Here is a 21384-nt window from a genome sequence, read left to right as displayed (position 1 = left end):
GTAAATTATTAAATATTAAATTTTACAATCATGAAGAAATTTTATTCGATAGTTGCTGCGGGATTATTTTCAGCAACTGTATGTGCACAAACTACTATTTATTCTGAAAGTATGGGATCCGGTACAGGGACATCCGACATTTCCACAAACACTTTCCAAAACGGAAGCCCTGTTACTTATGACGGTACAGGAGATGTAAGATCTACGAACCCTTCAACTACCGGGGCTTATGCACAGGCATCAGGAGGAGCTAATGTAATGATCAATGCCAGCAATGAAACCTTTCTGATCTCCGGGATCAATACCACAGTTTATCAGAATATCCAGCTTTATTTTGGCCAGAGAAAAGGAACAACAGCAGCTAATAACGAACTGAAAGTAGAAGTAAGTGCAGACGGAAACAGCTGGACCTCCCTTTCTTATTCCAGGGCTACGGGAAGTAATACAGCCAATTGGTTATACATTAATCCTTCAGGAACGATCCCGGCAACATCAAATCTGAGAATCAGGTTTACAGGAACCAACAGTACGGAATGGAGAATAGATGATGTAAAGCTAACCGGCACAAGCGGGTCCTTAGCAACAGCAGATACCAAAAAAACAAAAAATGTATTTGTGAAAAATACTTCCGTAGATCAGGAAATTTATTTCGGAGAAAAAGCGGAAGTTAAAATTTTCAATATGAGCGGGCAGCTGGTAAAAGCAGCTTCTGTATCAGAAAACGGATCTTTAAATGTAGAAAATCTTCAGAGCGGCATTTATATGGTAACAGGAAATATTAATGGAAAAGGGGTTACTGAGAAAATTGTTAAAAAGTAATTTTAATTAATTGTTAAATATATACCATCATTTTTATAAAGTGATGGTTTTTTTGTACTTTTACACCAAATATTAAAACTTTATATAATGAAAAAAATCTTTACTGTTTTAGGAGTTGCGGCAAGCGTTGTTGCATTCTCCCAAAATTTAGTTCAAAACCCAGGTTTTGAAAGTGGAATTAGTAACTGGACAGCAGGTACGGTAAACACATACACATTACCTACCGTGGAAACAGATGCTCCTTATCAGGGTGCAAACTATGCTAAATATACAGCAACAGCAACTACCGGATTTTATCAGAATATTCCGATCAGTGCTAATACTCAATACACCGTAAGCTTCTGGTATAAATCATCAGGATCAGGAAACGGAGCCAGAATCTGGTCTTGCTTTTTAGATGCTGCAAACGCACCTATCTATTTAACCAGTGATGCTACAACAGATCCTTTGAGAAACAATAACGGTTTCCTGGCTAAAGTAAGCGCATGGACACTGAAAACCTTAACCTTTACTTCTCCTGCTGCTGCAACTCAGTTCCAATTACAGGTACGTGCCTATAACAATTCAGTAGCCAGCTTTGATGAGTTTTCTTTAGTACCTGCAGGGTCTCTTGCGGTAGGTGAAGTAGCTCCTTCCAAGTACAGAATCATCAAAAATACTTTCGTGAAAAACGACGGGATTACTTTCGGAGCAGATGTAAAAGACGTAAAAATTTACAACATGTTCGGACAGGTGGTGAAAACTGCTTCTGTTAAAAACAACGAAGTGTTAAACGTTGCTGAACTGGCAAAAGGAAACTATTTCGTAACAGGAACTGTAAATAACGAACCGGTATCTCAGAAAATCTTAAAAGACTAATCTAATAGCTCTTTTAACCATATAGTTCCGGCCGTTTCGAAGAAACGGCCGGAATTTTTTATAGCGGTTGTTGATCATGCGAACTTCTTCATGATAAACCTAAATGACTTTCATAACCTCCATCTTCCGGCTTTCTGTCTAAATTAATACCAGCCCCTTCTGGCGGCATTGATAATTGATCCCAGATTCAAAACCAGGGTATATCTGATCCTCTTTCCGTAATCTTTAAAAGATGGCTCAAAACCTAGTGAAGACTGTATAGGGAAATAAACTTCCAGGAAATCCGGAATTACCCGCACTTTAATTCCGCTGTCCCAGATAAACTGTGCAGGGCGGTTCTTGTTTTTATACATTCCGGCATCGGCATACACATGGAATATTTTCCATATACTGGAATCTACATTGAAAGAAGTGATCCACTGGTTAACCGATCCGGGAATAAAGGATTTGAATCCTCCGTCAGCCAGGATAAACTGCTGTGAAAGAATACCGCTATTGGCACTTTCTCCCAAAAGATTATAGGAAAAAGAGTAGTTGGAGACTCTGGATATACCATAATTGAACGTACTGTTTCGGGTATCATTTCTTACAAAATATCCGGCAAATAGTCTTAAACTGAGCTTTTGTTTGGGAGCAAACTCCCATCTGTAAAAGCCTTCTGCCGTTATTTTATTGAAATCTTCCATACCCTGGGTACTTAAACTTAAACTTTTCTCATGAATCATCTGGCTGTCGCTGTATCCGTATCCGAAACTCCACAGGTTATACTTTCCATAGTCTCTGTTGGCAACCATTTTTGGGCTGAGATCTCTTTCAAAATAATTGTATGAAACCCCTATACTCCGGCTTACCGTACTTCTTGGGTCTTTTCTGAAGCTGATCGTGGAAAATAATGATCCTTTTCTGTAAGCTAATCCGTAATCATAATGGAAATAAGCCCCGGAAACTCCGAAAGTAAGGCTTCTGATGATGCTCTCAGCCGGAAGAAAAGAGTAGGAGACCGCTCCGGAACCCGTCAGTTTTCCAGTCCCTGAACTGTACATCGGAGTGATGGAGTATAAAAACTTCTGGTCAAAAAAAGACTGATTCTTCAGGTTGATCCCAAACAGAAATTTGTCATAAGCATTGTTGAAACGTATTCTTGGGCTCACATATACTTCATTGTATTCAGGATTCGGAATATCTTTGATCAGTTTGAATTTTATTTTTTTAGTATTGGAAAAAAGTCCTTTGGCATACAGGAAGTTATCCCGGTATTTAGATTCAGGGAAGATATAGCCGCTGTTTAGGGTCACCTTATGAATGTCATCTGATGCAGGAAGGCTTATATTTTTAATTCTTTCATTTTCATCCGTTTCAATCCAATAGGCTTTCTTTTCGCCTTCACTGGTCTGGGTTTCCAGTTTTACAGGAATAGGAGCATCAGTGTTTTTCCCGATTCTGATATTGAAAAGGTCTCCTTCTTTTCTTACACTTTTTAATCTGAAGTCAATCCTGTTTTTCTTTTTTAAAAATCCGGTAAGGTAGGAGGAGGTTTTATCTGCTTCGGTAAGTTCATTCAGAAAACCTTCGGGACTGATCTTTTTCCCGGTATTCTGCTGAATATAATCTTTCAATATCGTATTGAACCGGTCATAGCCCATTTTATCTGCCGTATAGCTGAAAAGACTTCCCGTTTCGAAACTGCTGACCGCCATATCGTTGAAATTACTCAGTGCTGAAAATTCCTCATCAATCTTCTGATCGAGATTCTGGGACATAATATACTGATAAGCCAGCCCATACCGGTCCAGAAGCTTTACATTGGAGGCATGGAAAAGTTTTAAAGGCTTCACTCCAAAGATTTTAGTCTCAGGAAGCGTGCCCAGCAATTTTGTGTCCTGATAAAATTTCTGGAGATACTGGATTTCAAGGTATGATTTCAGACCGTTTTTGAACCAGTGATCTTTTTCTTTGTCAGTAATGATCTTTTCATCAAGGATTTTTTTTGCGATGATCCCGAAATAATCAAGATCCGTCTTTTCCGCATCGGTAAACAGCTGAAATCTGAAGTTCCAGAAGGTAATATCATTATTTCCGAAAAAATCTTCCTTAGCTCTGAATTTATCGGAAATAAAAATACTCTGTGGGAGAAAACCGGTTTTCTCTTTAATGAATTTTAAATGCAGCGGCAGATAAAACTCAAGATTCTGTTTTTCTTCAGGCTTTAAAATATATCCGAATTTAATTTCAGTATCATTGCCATCCACATTGATTCTCATGGTGGGAAGACTGTTCTCTGAAACGATAAATTCAGGATCGGATTCAAGATAGCCTTTGAATGAATTCATCTGGATCTGTGGGAGATTACCTTCAACGAAACTATTCGGTGGAAGATCAAAATTCACAGTCCAGAAAGTATTGAAGCTTACAGATTCTTCAATATCATGGTAATTTTTTTTGGAAATATTGTCCGGATCAAAATGATCCGGAACAATAAAGAAATATTTTAATGCCGCGTACTTACCGTCTGTACCATATCCCGTAAACTTCTTATCGGGAAGCAGCATCCGGTAATGCAAATGTAATGTAACGCTTTCGCCGGGCTTCAGTGCTTTTTTCAGCGGAAGAAAAAGACTTTCATCCGAAATAGAGTTTACCGGCACCGGCAGATTTTCAGAATTTTTAATGCTGAGATCCAAAAGCCTGCCCAATTGTTCAGGCTTGGCAAAATGAAGATCACTGTTCCGGTCTTCCAGTTTTCTGTAAACTAAGGCAGTTCTTCGCTTGTTATAAGCGGAAATCCAGTTCAGAAGTTTTACCGTATGAAGGTCTTTTTCTGAATTGTTGTGATAAACGATTTCCTGATTTACTTCCAGCGTTTTTCTGTCGGCGGAAAGTCGGGCCTCAATATAAATGCTGTCTTTCTGTGCAGAAACCTGTACAATTCCACAAAACAAAATAAGGCAAATGCTGATCTTTTTCAATATCCTTTGATAAAGCTCAAATATAAACTTATTTTGAATATATTTTACAGGATTTTAGCCCTGAATCTCTTTTTTTTGTAAAGAACTGATATAAGCATTCCAGCCTTCATTTTTATAAGTGACAGCCGCCGCCGCCGGATCATCAGACTTATAAATTCCTCTTCCTACAATAATGAAATCGGTATGAAGCATCTTGAATACGTGTTCAGGAGTATTGTACTGCTGGCCTTTTCCGTCTCCTGAATCGGCAAGATTTACTCCTGGTGTAAACAGCAGAAGCTCTTCAGGAACCGGGTTTTGTGATACACCTCCAATTACATTGGGGTGGGACAGAGCCACTTTAAGGGCTTCTTCACGATAAGCAGCAGTAGTCAGAGTTCCTTTGGAAGACATTCCTACAATCGCTACTACACCTACATTACTGAAGCAGTCCAGAGATTCAAACCCTCCGATTACCTGTGAAGTTACAAAATCTGCCCAGTCTGTAATTCTGAAAACCCCGCTTGTGAACTGAAGCTCCTGGGTATTTCCAATATCGGCAAACTTACGGTCTTCCATCAGGAGAAACCGGTGTTTGGAGGCCAGTGCTTTTAAAGGAAGTATGGTTTTTTCGTAATCGAAATCCGAAATAATATCAATATGGGTTTTTAAAGCGACCACATGAGGACCTACTTTTTCAGCCAGATCCAGAAGTTCCTGAGTGGTGGTGACATCAGCTGAAGCAATCAGATTGGATTGTTTCGCCAAAGCTGTTTCTAATAATTTTTTTGAAACAGAATGCTGGGTCTGCTGTAATTTCTGTTCGTAAGAAGGTCTGGTTTTTTCTTCAAACTGAATATGGTTTCCCTGAAGAAAATCCTGGATTCTTGCCACTTCTTCATCAGATAGCTCTCCGTTTTCCTGAAGAATACTGCATACCTCGGAGATATTGAAAAGTGTATGTACTCTGTATCCTTTGCTTTCCAATAATTGTTTTCCGCCTTGCTCTCTGTCCAGAACCACAACAATATCTGCTACTTTAAGGTCTTCCTGTTCCACTTCGGCAATGGTCTCTACAAGAGATTTTCCGGAAGTGATCACATCTTCTACCAAAAGGCAGTTCTGGCCTTTCTGATAAATTCCTTCAATCAGTTTTTTAGTTCCGTAGCTCTTCGCTTCTTTTCTTTTAATGATTAATGGAATATAGCTTTCCAGCGACATGGCGGTTGCCATTGGAAGAGCAGCATAAGGAACTCCGCAGATCAGGTCGAAATTATCCAGAGGAAGCATTTCCAGTAAATAATTAGCCAGATTTTTTAAAATTTTAGGGTCTGAAGCCAGAGGTCTGAGATCTACATAAAACGGACTTTCGATACCGCTTTTCAGGGTAAACCTTCCGAACTTAATGATGCCCAGCTTGTAGCACTCTAAGAAGAATTCTTTTTTACTTTCCATTATTTTTTATTAGATACTGCAAATTTAAGGATTTGAAATAAGGCTTAAAAATTTCTCGCCGATTTGTCAACAAAAAACCATCCCCGCATCTTCAGGAATGGTTCATATTTTCTTTGTTAATGAGACTATTTTACAATTTCTGCATCAATAACTTTTGTGCCGTTCAGCCTCTGTTCGGCTTCCCAAAGCAGGAATTTGTCCACTTCCCTGATCAGTTTAGGAATCGTAAGCGATAAAACGGCCAGGTCGTCCATAACGCCCAATACCGGAATAGCAAACTCAGGAAGAAGATCAATAGGAGAGATTACATACAAAATTCCCAGTAAAGGCAGGATGATATCAATAGATTTCATGGGATAGGCTCCCTTTCTCCACATTTTTACCATTCTGAAAATATCAGGGATTTTTTTTACGAAACCTTTGTGGCTGATGGCTTCTTTTGCAAGATTCAATTTTGAATACTTCATTTTGTGTTTAGTTTTTAAATAAATTTTTTCAACAATGTAAATTTCGCAAATTTTGTACCAAGTAATTATAAAATTTAGTTAAAAAAAATTACCTGATAATATTATCGATGAACTGATGCACGGTTTCCGTATTCCAGTCTCTGTACGCATCTTCCTTAATGATGATTCTTCCTGTTTTATCCAATAGGAACGTAGTAGGGAAAGCTTTGGGAAGAATCTTTTCAGAAATGGGGCTTTGTGCAATGTATACAGGAACACTGTAATTATTTTCTGCAAGGAATTTTTTTACGGCTTCCTCTTTATCATTCATAGCGATAAGTACAAAATCTACATTTTCTTTCCGGGAGTCGTACAGTTTTTGAATAGAGGGCCATTCTTTTCTGCACGGGGGGCACCATGTTCCCCAGAAATTAAGGAAAACGGCTTTGTTTCTGAAATTTTTGAGATTGGTATCCGGAACATTGATTCCTTTCAGCTCAATATCATAATCCTCTTCATTTACATGTACTGCATTTTCGATGGTGGCCACCGGGAAAAACTGATCTTTCAGGTAGTTTCTTACTCCCGGAATAAAAGCAATGACACCAATAATGATGATCAGTACGAGGTAAATAATATTCTTTTTCATAGGCCGGTTTTTACCGTTATTTTTTTGAACAGATATAGGGTTACAGTAATTCTAAAATTTCCTGAACTGCATCTTGACCCCTGTTTTTGGCGTAGTACAGCTGGAGGTCATTATAAAAATTATCCTTTGGATAGCCTTCAGGATCTGCTTTATGTTTTATCAGAAGCTGATGTCCGTATTGTGGACGTGGTCCCCAGGAATTCTTTACATGAAGATCGCTGTCCAGAATAAGTACCTTAGGAATAGATTCTGTTCCGTTGGTGAGAAACTGGCTGATAAGACTTTTATCACTGTCTCTAAGGAAAATCCTTACATCATTGTGTCCTTCAAAGAATTTAACAAGAGCAGGAACGGTAGCGCTGGCATCACCGCACCATGCTTCGGAAATAATAAGAATCTTTCCGTCAAAGTTTTTAGCAGCAAGCTCTTTCAGCTGATCTTCATCCGGAACATACTTCTTTAAAGTACGGTCCATTCTCTGCAGTCCCAGTTCATAATATTGTTTATATTCGGCTTCCTGTTCATTAACAGGATTTTCCAGTCTTTCTTTTCCAATGCGGATGTATTCTTCAAAAGAGATTCCGCTATCCCAGTAATTTTTCATTACCCAGTATTTATTAAAAATGATTGATATTTCTTGTTTTGTTGATGAGGAACAGATCTGCGAGTACAAAGGCGGCTAAACTTTCCACAACAGGAACGGCTCTTGGAAGCACACATGGATCATGACGTCCTTTTCCTTCTACGGTTACAGGATTTCCGTCTTTATCCACACTTTCCTGGGGTCTCAGAATAGTAGCCACGGGTTTGAATGCTACCCGGAAATAAATGTCCATTCCATTGGATATTCCACCCTGGATTCCTCCTGAGAGGTTGGATTTTGTAGTGAAATCTGTATTGAAAGCATCATTATGTTCTTTTCCTGTCATTTTCGCCCCGCAGAAACCGCTTCCGTATTCAAATCCTTTACAGGCATTGATATTAAGCATGGCTTTTGCCAGTTCTGCCTGAAGCTTGGAAAATACAGGTTCACCAATTCCTACGGGAACATTTTTGATCACGCAGGTGATGGTTCCGCCAATGGTATTGCCTTCTTTTTTGATCTCTTTGATTCTTTCGATCATTTTTTCGGCAGTTTCAGCATCCGGACAGCGAACCTCGTTGCTTTCTGTTTTTGAAAAATCCAAAGCCTGATAAGGTTTTTCACAGAAAATATCACCTACCGAGGAAACGTAAGCATTGATCTCGATATCTGATAAAAGCTGTTTGGCAAGCGCTCCGGCAACCACCCAGTTGATTGTTTCCCTGGCTGACGATTTTCCGCCTCCACGATAATCTCTTATTCCGAATTTCTGATCATAAGTGAAATCTGCATGACTCGGACGGTATGCATTGGCAATATGATCGTAATCTTTTGATTTCTGATTTTCGTTTTCGATAATAAAGCCGATAGGGGTTCCTGTTGTTTTCCCTTCAAAAATACCGGACAGGAATTTCACCGTATCACTTTCTTTTCTTTGGGTAACAATAGCAGACTGTCCGGGTTTTCTGCGGTCAAGCTCATACTGAACCTGATCGAGATCTACCGTTAAACCTGCCGGGAAATTATTGATAATGCCGCCATACGCAGCGCCGTGACTTTCTCCAAAAGTTGTAAGACTGAGAAGATTACCTAATGTATTGAACATGATACAAAATTACCTATTTTTCTTCAGATAATAAAGTTTCTGCATTAGTTCTGTTTATCAGTGTTTTTGATGGTATGAATAACCTTTTCGGCTTCTTTCTTTTCTTCAGGTGACAGCTTTTTCCAGATAAATCCCTTTTTTATATCTTTTTCATCAATGCATTGCGGGAAAATTCCTGAATCTGCATCGTCTGAAATATAGCTTTCTGAGATGGACGGAAGGGGAGTGTCGAAATTAAAAGGATAATTTCTGGAAACATTGAACTTCAGGTTGCCTACTTCAAAAGTGTTGTATTTTTTATACTGATAAACAGAAGGTTCGTATAACTGTTCTTTCTGAAAGCCGGCCATAAAACTTCCGGGCCTGAAACTGGGAATATACTGTTGAATAAAAGCGGGAAACGTAAGAATGAACATTAAGATCAGGCTGCCGGCCGCAAAGATCAATGCCGAACTTTTCCGGTTAAGATATTTAAACAGCAGTACAAAGAATATCACAAAAAATACATCAATAAAAAAACGGTACTGAGCGGAAAAAGCTAAAACGAATATGCTTTTTATGAGCAGAGAGATACAGATCAGGCTGATGGTTCTGTTCTTTTTAACGAAAGCAAACGCTGTAAACAGGATAAGACTGATGATGAAAAGAAGGTTGATCTTTGATTTAATGCCTTTTAAGGTGAGCCAGTTTATGATATGATCTCCAAAACCGAATTTCCGGATTTCCTCATAAGAATACTGCATATCAAAAGTTTTTTGAACGGCATACTGTGAAGAGGTATCCAGTATATCAGGGCTGGGTTTCCACCCGGTTCCGATATCGGCTATGGCAACCGGAAAAACCGGATAGCCAAACGTCCATATATTTTTAATAAAGAACAACAGGAGTATTGAAAATCCGAAGATCAGTTTGGTGAATCCGGTTTTAAGGCTAAAAACGGTAAAGAAGAAAGTAAGGACCGGGAGCCATATCATTGTTGGCTTTATGGCGAAAACTAAAACAGAAAAGGCAAAAAGAAGATTGGTATTCTTATTTCCGGCCAGTATTTCATTCAGGATTATTAATGAGATGGCGATCACAGGCAGATCGGGTGACGGTGACTGTGAAAAAAGAAGCAGTACGGGCAGAAAACATAGCAATATCCAGCTTTTTCTCTCAAAAATATACAGGGCATATATGATAAGAAGAACAGCATTTATCCTTAAGAACGGATCGGAGAAACCTGAAAATCCTGCCTGAAAAATATGCCACAGAGACATCTGTCCCAGGGTGAGATCCAGATTGGAAATGCCTTTCACCAGACCATATTCTGTAAGCCATTGTATAGAAGGTACATAGTATCCGAAATGGTCCAGTATGTAGGGATAGAAAGCGCTGCAATAGAGAATGATCGCCGAGATTACTGCCATTGAAACGGTGTCTTTCTTTGAAAATATATAAAAATTCAGGTATAATTTATCTTTGAAAAAAAAGAAAAGCCCAGCCAGTATTACAGGGATTTCCATATAAATGTTGACAGGAATAAAAAAGGCGGAAATAGTCCAGATAAGACTTAATCCCAATATTCCGGACAGGATCTTTCCTGAGATTCCTTCATATAAAGATCCGGAAAAAAAATCCATGATCTTTCCCCAGCCTGCGAGAACCGGGATAATGAGAATACAGGAAAATAAAAGTAGAATCATAAAAAAAGATTGCTTAAAAATAAGCAATCTTTACATGTTATCATGAAAATATTAATTACGCGGCTGTACTCTTCCGTCTTTTCTGTCCTGTGATCTACCGATCGTATATCCGGTTGCTCCACCTACTACACCACCAATCACGGCGCCCAGACCTCTGTTTTTCTTGGCAATAATAGCACCTGCGGCAGCTCCGCCTACGGTACCGATAATGGTTCCTTTGGCAGCTTTACTCATGCCTTTCTTTTGAGTGGTTCCCTGTGAGGCCGTGCTTCCGTTATCTGCATAACTTCCTCCCCCTGAATTAGAATTGGAACCTCTGTCTCTGTATATGGTTTTTGTCTCTCTTATGACCTGAGGTTTTGAATTATTGGCAGCTGCGGCTTTTGATTTTTTTTCTTCGGCGATGCTGTCTGCTTTTTTCTGAGCTTCGTATACCAGCTTTTCTTTTTCAATAGCCAGTTTCTGTTTTTCTATTTCAAGCTGTCTTGCCTGAAATTCAAGTTTCTGCTGTTCCAGAGATTTTTCTGCTGTCCTTTCATCTTTCTTGCAGGCCGTTAGTAAAAAAACGGATAAAAAACCTGCTAATACTATCTTTTTCATAATTCAAATTTTATAAGTAGTTTCCACCAAAACGGTTTCTGCTTTGTTTGTATTTCCAATTATGAAGCCAAATTTTAGTTAAAGGATGTTAAAATAATTTAAAAATGGAAATTTTTATGTCCACTGCCTATTTTCAGTAGATGTTTTTAAGTCTGTTTAATTTTAATTTGGTTTAGTAATTTGATATGAAGCCGGGAGCTGAAAGAGGGAGGTTATGGAGGTTTTCAGTACTTATATCTTAATTTTCTTAATCCCGGATTCATGTAATTTATACTGATATAATTATTAATTCACGGATGGTTTTTATTCAGTTCATACGAATGAGTTATTTTTGTTTTACCAAATTACTTTATTATGAAAAAATCAATTTTTATGGCCCTTGCCCTTGCGGGGATGTCGGCTGTTGCAGTTTCATGCTCATCCAATGATGATATAACGGATATTCAGACCAGGTCTCAGGAAAAGAATTCAGATCTGTTAAAGGAGATTTCAAAAACAAAAACTTATAAGGTAAGGTTCGGGCTTTTATCTCAGAGCGGAACCAGGATTCTCTCAGGAAATCATGATGTAGGCAGTTTTCTTGCTGAAAATACAGATACCGGAGAGGTGTATGACACTTATTACAGCGGCGGTTTTCAGACTCTTCCTCAATACTATGAGGGAATTCCTGCCGGAAATTATATTTTCTCTGCCATGCAGGGGCAGGGAGGATGGACCGGTTACGGTTCAGTAATTATGACGGTATCTGATGCCCAGATAGATGCCGACGGATATATCACGGTATATATTCCTGTAACCTGGTCAGAATAACTTTGCAGGTAAAAAATATTTGGATAACTTTGTAGACTGTTAGGAGGAAGATGTTCGTTTTATTTCATAGTCTTTAAAGAATTATATCAAATTTTGTGGCATGAAAACTGCTAAATTATATAGACTCTTAACTTTATCCATTTTAATCTGAGTGCTGTATTTGTTTATCAATGCTTATTTTAGGATGTATTTTGTACTTAGAAAAATAAACTATAAATTACGGTGCTGATTTTAAAGTATACCGAAACAATATAAGACATTAATTGTCAACGAATTTCTGTTTGGATTTTTCTGAATAGATTTTTTTCATCATTTGTGTTTTTAGGCCTCCTGAGAAGGGGGCCGTTTTTTGTGAATTAAAATATGCAAAAGATCATGCAGAATCTTATGGAAATGCATAAAAAAACTCCCCATTTCTGGGAAGCCTTCTTTGTTGTTATATATTGAATGTTACTTTTACTTTATTGATCAGCCTGTGTAATTTTTGGGTCTGATAATTCAGGAGCTGATAAATCTCCTGAGGATTCGTATAGCTTTCGGGAACTTCCCTGTTGTTGATCTTCCGGATTCCTCTTCTCTTCATTGTTTCGTGAATTACTTTGGCAAAAGATTCTTTGGCCCCCTGCTTAAAACTCTGCTGCGAAATACCATTGGAATGAAGTCTGTACAGATACAGAGGTTCCTTAATATATTTTACACCTCCGTGTTCAAGTATTTTTAAATACAGATCCTGATCTACCGCACTTTTAAGAGCCGGATTGATCCCTGAAGTCTTTAAATAGATTTCTTTTTTAAACGTGAAAAAATGAGCAAACTGAGTGGGACAGTTGAAAAAATAGCGGCTGTTGTAAATTTGTTTGGTTCCGGCAAATACTTTGTCCGGTCTGAGATTTTCATCGCACAGCATCATCTGAGAGTAGGTAGCAGCAATGTCGCTGTTATGAATGAATTCCTGTACCGTTTTTTCTAATGCGTCGGGATATAGAGCATCATCAGGATCCAGATAAGCACATATTTCTCCTTCTGCATGTTTCATACATTCACTTTTGGTATAGCCGCAGCCCTGGTTGGAAGAGTTGCGGTAGATTTTGAAACGCGGATCATTTTTAATGATCCTCTCAATTATTTCCACAGAGTTATCCGCAGAGGCATCGTCAACAATTATAACTTCCCAGTTTTTGTATGACTGGCTGATCAGTGAATTATAACAGTCTTTAAAATACTTCCCATTATTATAGTTGGCTATAAGTATCGAGAATTTTATCACGTTATATTGAATTAATATTTTTGTAAAACTATGAAATAAAATACCGGAAAAATATAACCTGGATCATGGTGTGTTTTATATTTTTTTATTATTTTTTAAGGATTATGTTTGGAAAATAATTTTTTATAATGAATTATTTGTATGAATATGTTAAAAATAGAATGTGTTTTTTAAAATCAGACCAATGGATTTGAATTTAACATAATAATCGAATTTGGAAAAATATAAATCAAATTTAATTTTATTTAGTAAATAATTTTAATTATTTGAATTTTGTGTGATTAAAAAGGGGTGTATTTGTTTTTTTATTGAATATTATTCTTAAGAAAAAATGAAATTATTTCATCGGTTTTTCTTTTGGATTGGGAACTGCGGAATAATCATGATTAAATTCGGGAATGTGATTGTAATCATAAAATAAATCAGAATAAGCAGTTAACTTTGAGATAAGAATAAAAGTTTGAATAATTTTAATTTCTGATATAAAAAAATTTTTTTCATCATTTGTGTTTTTTTGAAGCCTCCATTATCGGAGGCTTTTTTATATACGGAATAATTTTATGAATCATAAATTACTCTTCCGTCAAACGGTTCGCTCCAGCAGATAAAGACAGAATCATTAAATCTTTTAATCTCGGCCTGGATCACTTCATATCCGTTTTGACTGTTTTTTCTTTCAACAATAAGATCCAAACCTTCACCAATCTCATCGGTTTTGAATTCCAGTTTAAATTCATCTTTATCTTTTACAAAATCTTCTTTTTTGAAATTTGTGTGTGCCATGATGATGTTTTTTAACGTTTATAATTATCAGTGAATAAATTATGCCAATTTAGATCTGTACTTTTAATATTTTACTGTCAGGGTTGACCTGAATGAAAAACCCTCCTAAAAGGAGAGTTGAAAAATATATGGGGTCTAAAAAAAGTGTCTGTTGAAAAACTTCCCTGGACGGGAAGTTGGAAAAAGATAATAATGATGGAAATGGGACTGATATTCATCAAATTTAATAAGAAAAGTTTCCCTATGCGTATGATCCGGGTCATAAAATAAAGAGAAGATTTATCTCTACATTTGGATTACTTCTTCCCGCTAATTACATTTTCATCACTTTATATCATGCTTTCTGCTTCCTCTTCTTAAGATGGGGAAGCATTTATTTCATATTCCGGATTTATAAAATCAGACGGTCCATAACAGAAGAGATATATCCGGTTTCAACTTTAAAGCGTTATCGTCTAAAAAATCTTTGACTTTTCCATCATCAGATCAGTAAAGAGTAAAAAGAGATCCCTCCTTACCACACTGATAACCTTCGGAACTTTCCTTTTCAGATCCGGCTTTCAAATCCGGGATCAAATAACAGGTGCCCCCGATAGATAAAGTTTTTTCAAACAGGAAGGTATGAATGTTTATCTGTTCGAAGCTATGCTATTGAAAATAATAACGTAAAAACCGGAAATAATTTTATATATAAATTTTTTAGATGAAATTGGAAAGCATTTTTCGCTTTTTTTTGTGTTTGGCACGATTTTTCAATGTAACGTAGCAACTCATGTTTAATTTGAGTTTTCATGGTTATTAGTTTTTATCCCCGAAGCAATTCGGGGATTTTTTATTTTATACTGAAAGGGGAAATTGCTTGTAAAATCGTCAGGTTTTTACCTGTGCCGGCCAGGTGAGAATAGTTAATGTGAAAATTGTTTACAGAAGCAAAAAAAGACTTTTATGATCACAACATATTATGCAATGGATAATTTGTTGTATATTCGCCGCAGTTCATATTATAGTTCTATGAAAAACTAGTATTTTTTTGATGCCTTCCATTTTTGGAGGGCATTTTTATGTATAGAAAAAATAAAAAAGTACGCTCGATTCAAAAGTGGATAAAAGAACCAGATGGCATAAATCGAAAAATCCCTAAGCTATTATTAATAGAATAGGGATTTATTAAGAGGTACCTAGCGGATTCGAACCGCTGTAGATGGTGTTGCAGACCACTGCCTAGCCGCTCGGCCAAAGTACCATGTCTTTACCATTTTTAGGTGTGCAAATATAGCAAAATATATGATTCAACAAAAATTTTTTAAGCAATTTCTTTTGTGCCCATGCTGTTTATCTCCTCTTTAGCCTGTTTATCAGCGGTATATTTTTTTACACTGATTACTCTGGTATCGCTCCAGTTGTCATGCCACCCGTTATTTCCCAGGAAAGAGAAAGCATCAAAAGGAACCAGTCTGGAAATATTTCGGATAAAAAAATCCTGAAGGGTGGGAGTAGTTCCGTCTGTACTCATTACTTTGGTTCCTGTAATATATTTTCCGATAGTTCTTCCTTTTGTAAAATATTCCATGAAAAACAGATACAGAAAATAAACGGCGGTGGTTACTAAAATGTCTTCAACCCTGCTGAGGCTGGCAAGTTTGTTTGCAATGTTAAGGAAAAAGTCAATGTTCAGTAATTCGTACACAAGAACTGCAAATGTGCCGTACAGGAAAAAAAGTATATATATAACGACCCTGTCAATGATGAAATTAGCAAACCTGATCCCCTGTGAGGCTTTGTTATCTTCAATAATTTTTAAAAGTTTTTTCATGGTATAGTTTATTATTATTATTATTATTATTATTATTATTATTATTCAGTTTACAGGCCGCTTACAGTTAATTTCAGTGAAGCGCTGGTATCAATAACAGCTGTGATTCCTGAAGGGTTCATCAGAATACTGCCCGGTTTCAGGCTGAATACCTTTCCATTCATTTTTAGCCCTTTATAATATTCTTTGTTGAAAGCTTCCTCAATACTTTTTTTAGAGGCCAGCTCCAGATCCTGGGTTGGAATTCCATATTCTTCCTCAATCATTTTTACGATTTTTCCCTTGAACAGGAGGGTAGCGGTTTTCTGAAGGATATTCGCTGTTTTAAGGTTGAATTTTGTATTGGATAATACAATTTTCTTTTTTACATCATCATACACAGGAATACCGGAAATAAGGGCCCGCCCGTTCACGTAGCCTTCGGTTTCCGCTTCTATCACAACTCTGTCATCAATACCGTAAACTCTGATATCTTTAATTTTTACCTTAGATCCGCGTACATCATATTCTTTGTTTAAAAACATGTTTCTCGCAATATTCGAAGCCTCTGTGAAAGGAATGTTGGCAGTAGTCTGAAGCAGAAACCTGTCGGCAAGTGCCGGAGATACGGTAAAATTACTTACTGTTTTTACAGGCTGGGCTGCTGAGGGCCTGCTTCCGGTAAATGTTTCAGAATATACATCAATTCCGATGTTGGTATCGATCTGGCTGGAGTAAAATTTCAGCGGCGTGATATTCACGCTGATCGGGCTTACTTTCAGCCAGGTATTGTACTCTTCTGAAATGTTGAAAGGCTGGGAAAAAACATTCCATGCCATCACGGCATACTGCTGGAAATTCAACTGGGCAGCCAATTGCTGATCAATGGTTTTACTGAATTTTTCCTGCTGCTCTTTCAGGCTCTTTTCAACAACGGATGTAATGGGAATCTGGATTCTTCCGTAATCGAGCACCGGTTTGGTTACCCATCTGAAGCCGTTGGGACGGGTAAGGGTTGATATGGTCCAGTTATTATTGAATGTAAGTGTGGTACTGAAAGACATTACCGTTTCAAAGGTGGTATTCTGATAGGAATATACGCCTAATGTTCCGATTCCTTTCTCTGCCCAGATTCTTAAAGGAACTTCGATCAGAATATTCTGGTTGGTACCGCCTACCAGGCGGATCGGACGGGTTTTCCATACCTTTACCTTAAACTGGTCGTTATTATTATCCGTATAGGAATCGTCCTGGTAGACAAGATCTTTTACGGTTGTATTGATCATGTTGCTGATTTCGGAAAGAGGGATGGTTACCGGCATTGTTATGCTGGATTTCATCTTCGGAAAATTATAGACAGGTGCTTCTCCGGCAGTACCGCCCTGGCCGAAAATGATACCGAAACTCAGAAGAAATAATATTTTGAAGGATTTCAATGCTTTATGTTTTGATAAAACTAAAATAATAATTTTTAATGATTCTCAGGCTTGAAACTTCTTTCCAGTTCAATGCCTGCTCCTTTCATTTCTCCCTGCATAGGGGGAGAGGTTTTGGTTACTTTTAATTTGATGTAGGAAATCTGTGGAAACCTTTCGTGAATCTTTGAAATAATTCTTCCTGCCACATGTTCCAGCAGTTTGGATGGAACTTCCATTTCCCGGTGAATGACCGCATTGATGTCGGCATAGCTTATCGTGTCATTCAGATCATCGGTTTCTGCCGCTTTCCAAAGATCAGTATGCAGCTCTGCATTTAAAATGTAGTAGGTCCCAATGATATTTTCCTCAGGGAGAACACCGTGATAAGCATATATTTTAATATCCTCAAGATATATTTTACTCATTGTTTCTGTTTTTCTGTTCAGCAAAAATCGTTTTAATTATTCAGAATCAGGACCTGTTTCTATATTTTTTTTCTTTTTTCCCGGAGTTCTGCACAGAAGACCTCAAAAAAGCTACACTTACTGAAGAATTGTCTGCACCTGTTAATTGGTGATTTGTTTTGAATAAAAGAGCATTCATTTTTGTGTAACAAAGAACTCAACAAATCAATTCAAATTATTATGAAAAATTTTAAAAAGCTTTCAAGAGATCAGTTAAAGACTGTTACGGGAGCAGATATGAACTGCGGACCGTTTCCGTGTGTATGTATCTACACCCATTACTGGTGTGAATATCACCGTAAATGTATTCCTAAAGGAATATTTTGCGGTAAAATCCCTGATGAAATATAAGGTCAATTTAAAAAATTAAGCAACATGAAAAATTTGAAAAAATTATCAAGACAGGATTTAAAGAATGTAAAAGGATCAGCCGGAATTGATGGTCCTGTACAAATCTACTGTGGAAAGAACCGCTATTGGTGTGAAAAGAAAAAAGCATGTTTTCCTGTGGGAGTGGACTGCAGTCTCTTTGAATATCCGATAGAAGGGGGAGGGCTGTAATGAGACTTAAAAAAACACAACAAAATAAATGGATTATGAAAAACCTTAAGAAACTTTCAAGAGAAGAGAAAAGTAAGATCAGTGGTGGTTTTACTGAATTCCAGATTGAGACTTGTGGAGGGGCGGCGTATGTCTGCTTTCGTGGCGGCGGAGCGTGGGGATGCTGGAGAAAACCTGGCGGAACCTGCTATCCTCCGATGGTGTAACAAATCATATGAACCTAAAACAAATTATTATGAAAAAATTATCAAGGTCACAGTTAAAAAATATGAATGGCTCAGGATGTCCGGGTGGATGTCCGTATCCTCCGGGAACAACTTTTGGGCCTGTCGGATCAGGAGCATCCCGTACCTGCCAGCAGTATTTTGTGTTGTCTGACTGCTGTAAAGTGCAGTATTTATTAATGCCTGCCTGTGTAGGTCCGGTTATTTCTTAAACAGAATGGTAAACATAACATACTGACGATATTTAAACTATTTTGTTGACCTGTATTTATGGCAGGTTATCTTTTTAGAAATTGAAAAAAGCACTGTTTTTCGCAGTGCTTTTTTATTTATTTTATACTTTTTGAAAGATCCAGCATGGCCTCGATAGGCTTTAATGCCTTTAATCTTAATTCTTCATCGATAAGAATTTCCGGAAGTTCATACTTCATACACAGATACAGCTTTTCCATAGTGTTTCTTTTCATGTAGAAGCATTCTGAACAGTTGCAGCTTTCGTCAAAAACCAATGCAGGGATCAGTTCTTTGTGGGGAGCGCGCTTTCTCATTTCGTGAAGAATTCCTTCTTCCGTTGCGATAATGAATTTCTGGCAGTCATCTTTTTCCACATAGTTCAGCAGGGCGGAGGTTGAGCCGATAAAATGGGCCAGCTTTAAAACAGCTTCTTCACTTTCCGGGTGTGCAATAAGTTTGGCATCCGGATGATCAGCTAGCTGCTTCGCAATTCTTTCCATAGAAAATGCTTCGTGAACGATGCAGCTTCCGTCCCAAAGGATCATATCACGGCCTGTTTTCTGGGATAAATATCTTCCCAGGTTTTTATCCGGAGCAAAGATGATCGGTCTGTCTTTCGGAAGGGCTTCAATTACTGTTTCCGCATTGGAGCTGGTCACGATAATATCACTTTCTGCTTTGGTTTCCGCATTACAGTTGATGTAGGTTGCCACCAGAGCATTCGGGTGCTGTTCACGCATTTTTCTTAATCCTTCACCCGAGCATCCGTCTGCCAGTGAGCATCCAGCCATTGTATCGGGAAGAACGACTTTTTTCGTCGGATTTAAGATTTTAGCTGCTTCCGCCATGAAATGTACTCCGCAGAATACGATCATATCAGCGTTGGTGTCTTTGGCCTGTCTTGCCAGCTGTAAAGAATCTCCGAGGAAATCGGCAATATCCTGAATCTCTCCCGGCTGGTAGTAATGGGCGAGGATCACCGCATTTTTTTCCTCCTTCAGTTTCAGAATGGCTTTTACCAGTTCTTCCCCCTCAGGGATCATGATATCTTTAATATCCAGATATCCCCTTACAGGAATAGCTGCTTTGGCTTTTTCTAATGTTTCGGTACTCATATCAGCCTCAATTTTGTTAATTACAGAAATTATAAATCCAATATATCAGAAGTTAAGTTTATCTGAAGTTCGGTTTTTAATTTCCGATAAAATTTTTTATTAAACTTTCTATTTCTTTTTTTGCTTCATCAAGATCGGTATTAACGACGATCCTGTCGAACTCTGCGGCATAGGCCATTTCTTCTTCCGCCTTAGCTACACGGATTTTGATGGTTTCTGCATCATCTGTGTTTCTGGAAATCAATCTCCGTTCCAGTTCTTCAATGGAAGGCGGTTCAATGAAGATCGACAGGGCTTTGTCTCCGAAATATTTTTTCAGAGAAATTCCTCCTTTTACATCTACATCAAAGATAACCACTTTTCCCTGCTTCCAGATTTTTTCCACTTCAGATTTTAAAGTACCGTAATATTTATCAGTATACACTTCTTCATATTCTACAAAAGCATCTTCTGAAATTTTCTGTCTGAATTCATCAGGACTTAAAAAATGATAGTCCACAGCATGTACTTCGCTGCCTCTCGGCTGCCGTGTAGTGCATGAAATTGAAAATTCCAGTTCCGGAAAGGTTTCCAGGGAATGTTTTACCAGTGTAGTTTTTCCGCTTCCCGAAGGGGCTGAAAATATGATTACTTTATCCATTTATTATTTGTAAAGATTTTCAGACCGGAAACAAAAGACTGAAATCTCACGTTTCCTGGCCTGTTGTCTATAATACGTTTAACGTCTGTTCTTTGATTTTTTCCAGGTCATCCTTCATTTTCACCACCAGCTTCTGGATTTCCGCATGGTTGGCTTTTGAACCCAGCGTATTGATTTCTCTTCCGATTTCCTGAGAAATAAAACCAAGCTTCTTTCCGTTGAAATCTTCGTTATCCATTACTTCCTTGTAATATTTCAGATGCTGGGCAAGTCTTACCTTTTCTTCAGAAATATCAAGTTTTTCGGTGAAATAAGCCATTTCCTGGTAGAAACGTGTCTCATCAACATTTTCAAACTCTTTTAATGTTTTCTGATAACGTTCTCTTACGCTTACAATTCTTTCTTCTTCAAAAGGAATAACCTGAGAAAGATATTGATCAATATTCTGAACATTTCTTTCCAGTTCTTCATGCAGGATTTTACCTTCCGTTCTTCTGAACTCTTCGAAACGGTCAACAGCAGCATTCACGATCTTTGCCAGAGCTTCCCATTCACCTTCCGTAAGTTCATCAGGTCTGGAAGTAATAGCGTCGGGAAGCCTTACCGCCATTTTCAGGTATTCAAAATCAGGACCGTCTGAAGCAATGTTGCGCAGCTCATTGATATAAGAATCAATTAAACTTTTATTGATCTTCACGTCATTCGACTCTTCAAGGTTTTCCAGGTTGATGTAGCAGTCTACCTTTCCGCGGATAATTCTGTCGTTCAGAATTTTTCTGATATCGAATTCTTTTTCTTTATAGCGTAAAGGAACTTTGATATTCAAATCAAAACTTTTGCTGTTCAGTGATTTAATATCTATTGTAATCTTTTTTCCTTCAAAAACATCTTCGGCCCTGCCGAATCCGGTCATTGATAAAATCATAGTTTT

Annotated in this window: 23 protein-coding genes and 1 tRNA gene; 7 read left to right on the top strand and 17 right to left on the bottom strand. The window is 37.7% G+C overall.

Annotated features, from left to right (window positions below):
• The first annotated feature begins 30 nt into the window (after positions 1–30).
• Together AC106S_RS16785 and AC106S_RS16780 are read left to right on the top strand one after the other, a co-directional pair.
• Entirely contained in the window at positions 31–819 is a 789-nt protein-coding gene (locus tag AC106S_RS16785) for a T9SS type A sorting domain-containing protein (RefSeq protein WP_482440803.1), read from the top strand.
• 87 nt (positions 820–906) lie between these two features.
• The gene (locus AC106S_RS16780) at positions 907–1677 is read left to right on the top strand and encodes a T9SS type A sorting domain-containing protein (RefSeq protein ID WP_482440801.1); all 771 of its coding nucleotides are present in this window, start codon (positions 907–909) and stop codon (positions 1675–1677) included.
• A gap of 143 nt (positions 1678–1820) precedes the next feature.
• Here AC106S_RS16780 and AC106S_RS16775 read toward each other — a convergent pair whose 3' ends face one another.
• The 8 genes from AC106S_RS16775 to AC106S_RS16740 all read right to left on the bottom strand — a co-directional run bounded on the left by AC106S_RS16775 (position 1821) and on the right by AC106S_RS16740 (position 11145).
• Positions 1821–4643 carry an aminopeptidase gene (locus AC106S_RS16775; protein ID WP_482440800.1) on the bottom strand — a complete coding sequence of 941 codons (2823 nt, stop codon included), beginning with the start codon at positions 4641–4643 and terminating at the stop codon, positions 1821–1823.
• Positions 4644–4697: 54 nt separating this feature from the next.
• Entirely contained in the window at positions 4698–6077 is a 1380-nt protein-coding gene (gene pyrF, locus AC106S_RS16770; protein ID WP_482440798.1) for an orotidine-5'-phosphate decarboxylase, read from the bottom strand.
• A gap of 125 nt (positions 6078–6202) precedes the next feature.
• Positions 6203–6544: a YkvA family protein gene (locus AC106S_RS16765; protein ID WP_482440796.1), complete on the bottom strand. Its 342-nt coding sequence runs from the start codon at positions 6542–6544 to the stop codon at positions 6203–6205.
• 88 nt (positions 6545–6632) lie between these two features.
• A complete protein-coding gene (locus AC106S_RS16760) occupies positions 6633–7172 on the bottom strand; it encodes a TlpA family protein disulfide reductase (protein ID WP_482440795.1) in 540 nt (179 codons plus the stop codon).
• A 40-nt stretch (positions 7173–7212) separates the two neighbouring features.
• On the bottom strand, positions 7213–7776 hold the full coding sequence (locus AC106S_RS16755; RefSeq protein WP_482440793.1) for a thioredoxin family protein: 564 nt from the start codon (positions 7774–7776) through the stop codon (positions 7213–7215).
• A 13-nt stretch (positions 7777–7789) separates the two neighbouring features.
• Positions 7790–8860 (bottom strand): chorismate synthase, encoded by a 1071-nt coding sequence (gene aroC, locus AC106S_RS16750; RefSeq protein WP_482440791.1) that lies wholly within the window; start codon positions 8858–8860, stop codon positions 7790–7792.
• A gap of 44 nt (positions 8861–8904) precedes the next feature.
• On the bottom strand, positions 8905–10545 hold the full coding sequence (locus tag AC106S_RS16745; RefSeq protein WP_482440790.1) for an LIC_10190 family membrane protein: 1641 nt from the start codon (positions 10543–10545) through the stop codon (positions 8905–8907).
• A 51-nt stretch (positions 10546–10596) separates the two neighbouring features.
• Positions 10597–11145, bottom strand: coding sequence for a YMGG-like glycine zipper-containing protein (locus tag AC106S_RS16740; protein ID WP_482440788.1), 549 nt, complete (start codon positions 11143–11145; stop codon positions 10597–10599).
• Positions 11146–11499: 354 nt separating this feature from the next.
• On the opposite strand from AC106S_RS16740, the gene AC106S_RS16735 reads away from it, so the two are divergent.
• On the top strand, positions 11500–11955 hold the full coding sequence (locus tag AC106S_RS16735) for a hypothetical protein (protein WP_482440787.1): 456 nt from the start codon (positions 11500–11502) through the stop codon (positions 11953–11955).
• Between the two features lie 436 nt (positions 11956–12391).
• Here the strand turns inward: AC106S_RS16735 and AC106S_RS16730 are convergent, their stop codons facing one another.
• The 6 genes from AC106S_RS16730 to folB all read right to left on the bottom strand — a co-directional run bounded on the left by AC106S_RS16730 (position 12392) and on the right by folB (position 17640).
• Entirely contained in the window at positions 12392–13222 is an 831-nt protein-coding gene (locus AC106S_RS16730; protein WP_482440786.1) for a glycosyltransferase family 2 protein, read from the bottom strand.
• A gap of 558 nt (positions 13223–13780) precedes the next feature.
• A complete protein-coding gene (locus tag AC106S_RS16725) occupies positions 13781–14005 on the bottom strand; it encodes a glutathione synthase (protein ID WP_482440785.1) in 225 nt (74 codons plus the stop codon).
• A gap of 1172 nt (positions 14006–15177) precedes the next feature.
• Positions 15178–15248, bottom strand: a tRNA-Cys gene (locus AC106S_RS16720).
• 60 nt (positions 15249–15308) lie between these two features.
• Positions 15309–15818 (bottom strand): RDD family protein, encoded by a 510-nt coding sequence (locus AC106S_RS16715; RefSeq protein WP_482440784.1) that lies wholly within the window; start codon positions 15816–15818, stop codon positions 15309–15311.
• A 50-nt stretch (positions 15819–15868) separates the two neighbouring features.
• Positions 15869–17233 (bottom strand): DUF4403 family protein, encoded by a 1365-nt coding sequence (locus tag AC106S_RS16710; RefSeq protein ID WP_482440782.1) that lies wholly within the window; start codon positions 17231–17233, stop codon positions 15869–15871.
• 35 nt (positions 17234–17268) lie between these two features.
• Positions 17269–17640: a dihydroneopterin aldolase gene (gene folB, locus AC106S_RS16705; RefSeq protein WP_482440780.1), complete on the bottom strand. Its 372-nt coding sequence runs from the start codon at positions 17638–17640 to the stop codon at positions 17269–17271.
• A gap of 219 nt (positions 17641–17859) precedes the next feature.
• On the opposite strand from folB, the gene AC106S_RS16700 reads away from it, so the two are divergent.
• Genes AC106S_RS16700 through AC106S_RS16685 form a run of 4 tightly spaced genes read left to right on the top strand, consistent with a single transcriptional unit; the run spans position 17860 to position 18676 of the window.
• A complete protein-coding gene (locus AC106S_RS16700; protein WP_482440779.1) occupies positions 17860–18030 on the top strand; it encodes a bacteriocin-like protein in 171 nt (56 codons plus the stop codon).
• A 24-nt stretch (positions 18031–18054) separates the two neighbouring features.
• On the top strand, positions 18055–18240 hold the full coding sequence (locus tag AC106S_RS16695; RefSeq protein ID WP_482440777.1) for a bacteriocin-like protein: 186 nt from the start codon (positions 18055–18057) through the stop codon (positions 18238–18240).
• A gap of 35 nt (positions 18241–18275) precedes the next feature.
• Positions 18276–18446 (top strand): bacteriocin-like protein, encoded by a 171-nt coding sequence (locus tag AC106S_RS16690; protein WP_153395435.1) that lies wholly within the window; start codon positions 18276–18278, stop codon positions 18444–18446.
• A gap of 29 nt (positions 18447–18475) precedes the next feature.
• Positions 18476–18676 (top strand): hypothetical protein, encoded by a 201-nt coding sequence (locus AC106S_RS16685; RefSeq protein WP_482440776.1) that lies wholly within the window; start codon positions 18476–18478, stop codon positions 18674–18676.
• Positions 18677–18793: 117 nt separating this feature from the next.
• Here AC106S_RS16685 and nadA read toward each other — a convergent pair whose 3' ends face one another.
• The 3 genes from nadA to AC106S_RS16670 all read right to left on the bottom strand — a co-directional run bounded on the left by nadA (position 18794) and on the right by AC106S_RS16670 (position 21378).
• Positions 18794–19813, bottom strand: coding sequence for a quinolinate synthase NadA (gene nadA, locus AC106S_RS16680; protein WP_482440775.1), 1020 nt, complete (start codon positions 19811–19813; stop codon positions 18794–18796).
• Between the two features lie 76 nt (positions 19814–19889).
• A complete protein-coding gene (gene gmk / locus AC106S_RS16675) occupies positions 19890–20453 on the bottom strand; it encodes a guanylate kinase (RefSeq protein ID WP_482440773.1) in 564 nt (187 codons plus the stop codon).
• 67 nt (positions 20454–20520) lie between these two features.
• Positions 20521–21378: a YicC/YloC family endoribonuclease gene (locus AC106S_RS16670; protein WP_482440771.1), complete on the bottom strand. Its 858-nt coding sequence runs from the start codon at positions 21376–21378 to the stop codon at positions 20521–20523.
• Between the last annotated feature and the right edge of the window lie 6 nt (positions 21379–21384).

The organism is Chryseobacterium sp. FR054 (genome assembly GCF_056844565.1).
Note: the sequence above shows the minus strand (reverse complement) of the source record. Positions and strands in the feature narration are given on the sequence as shown.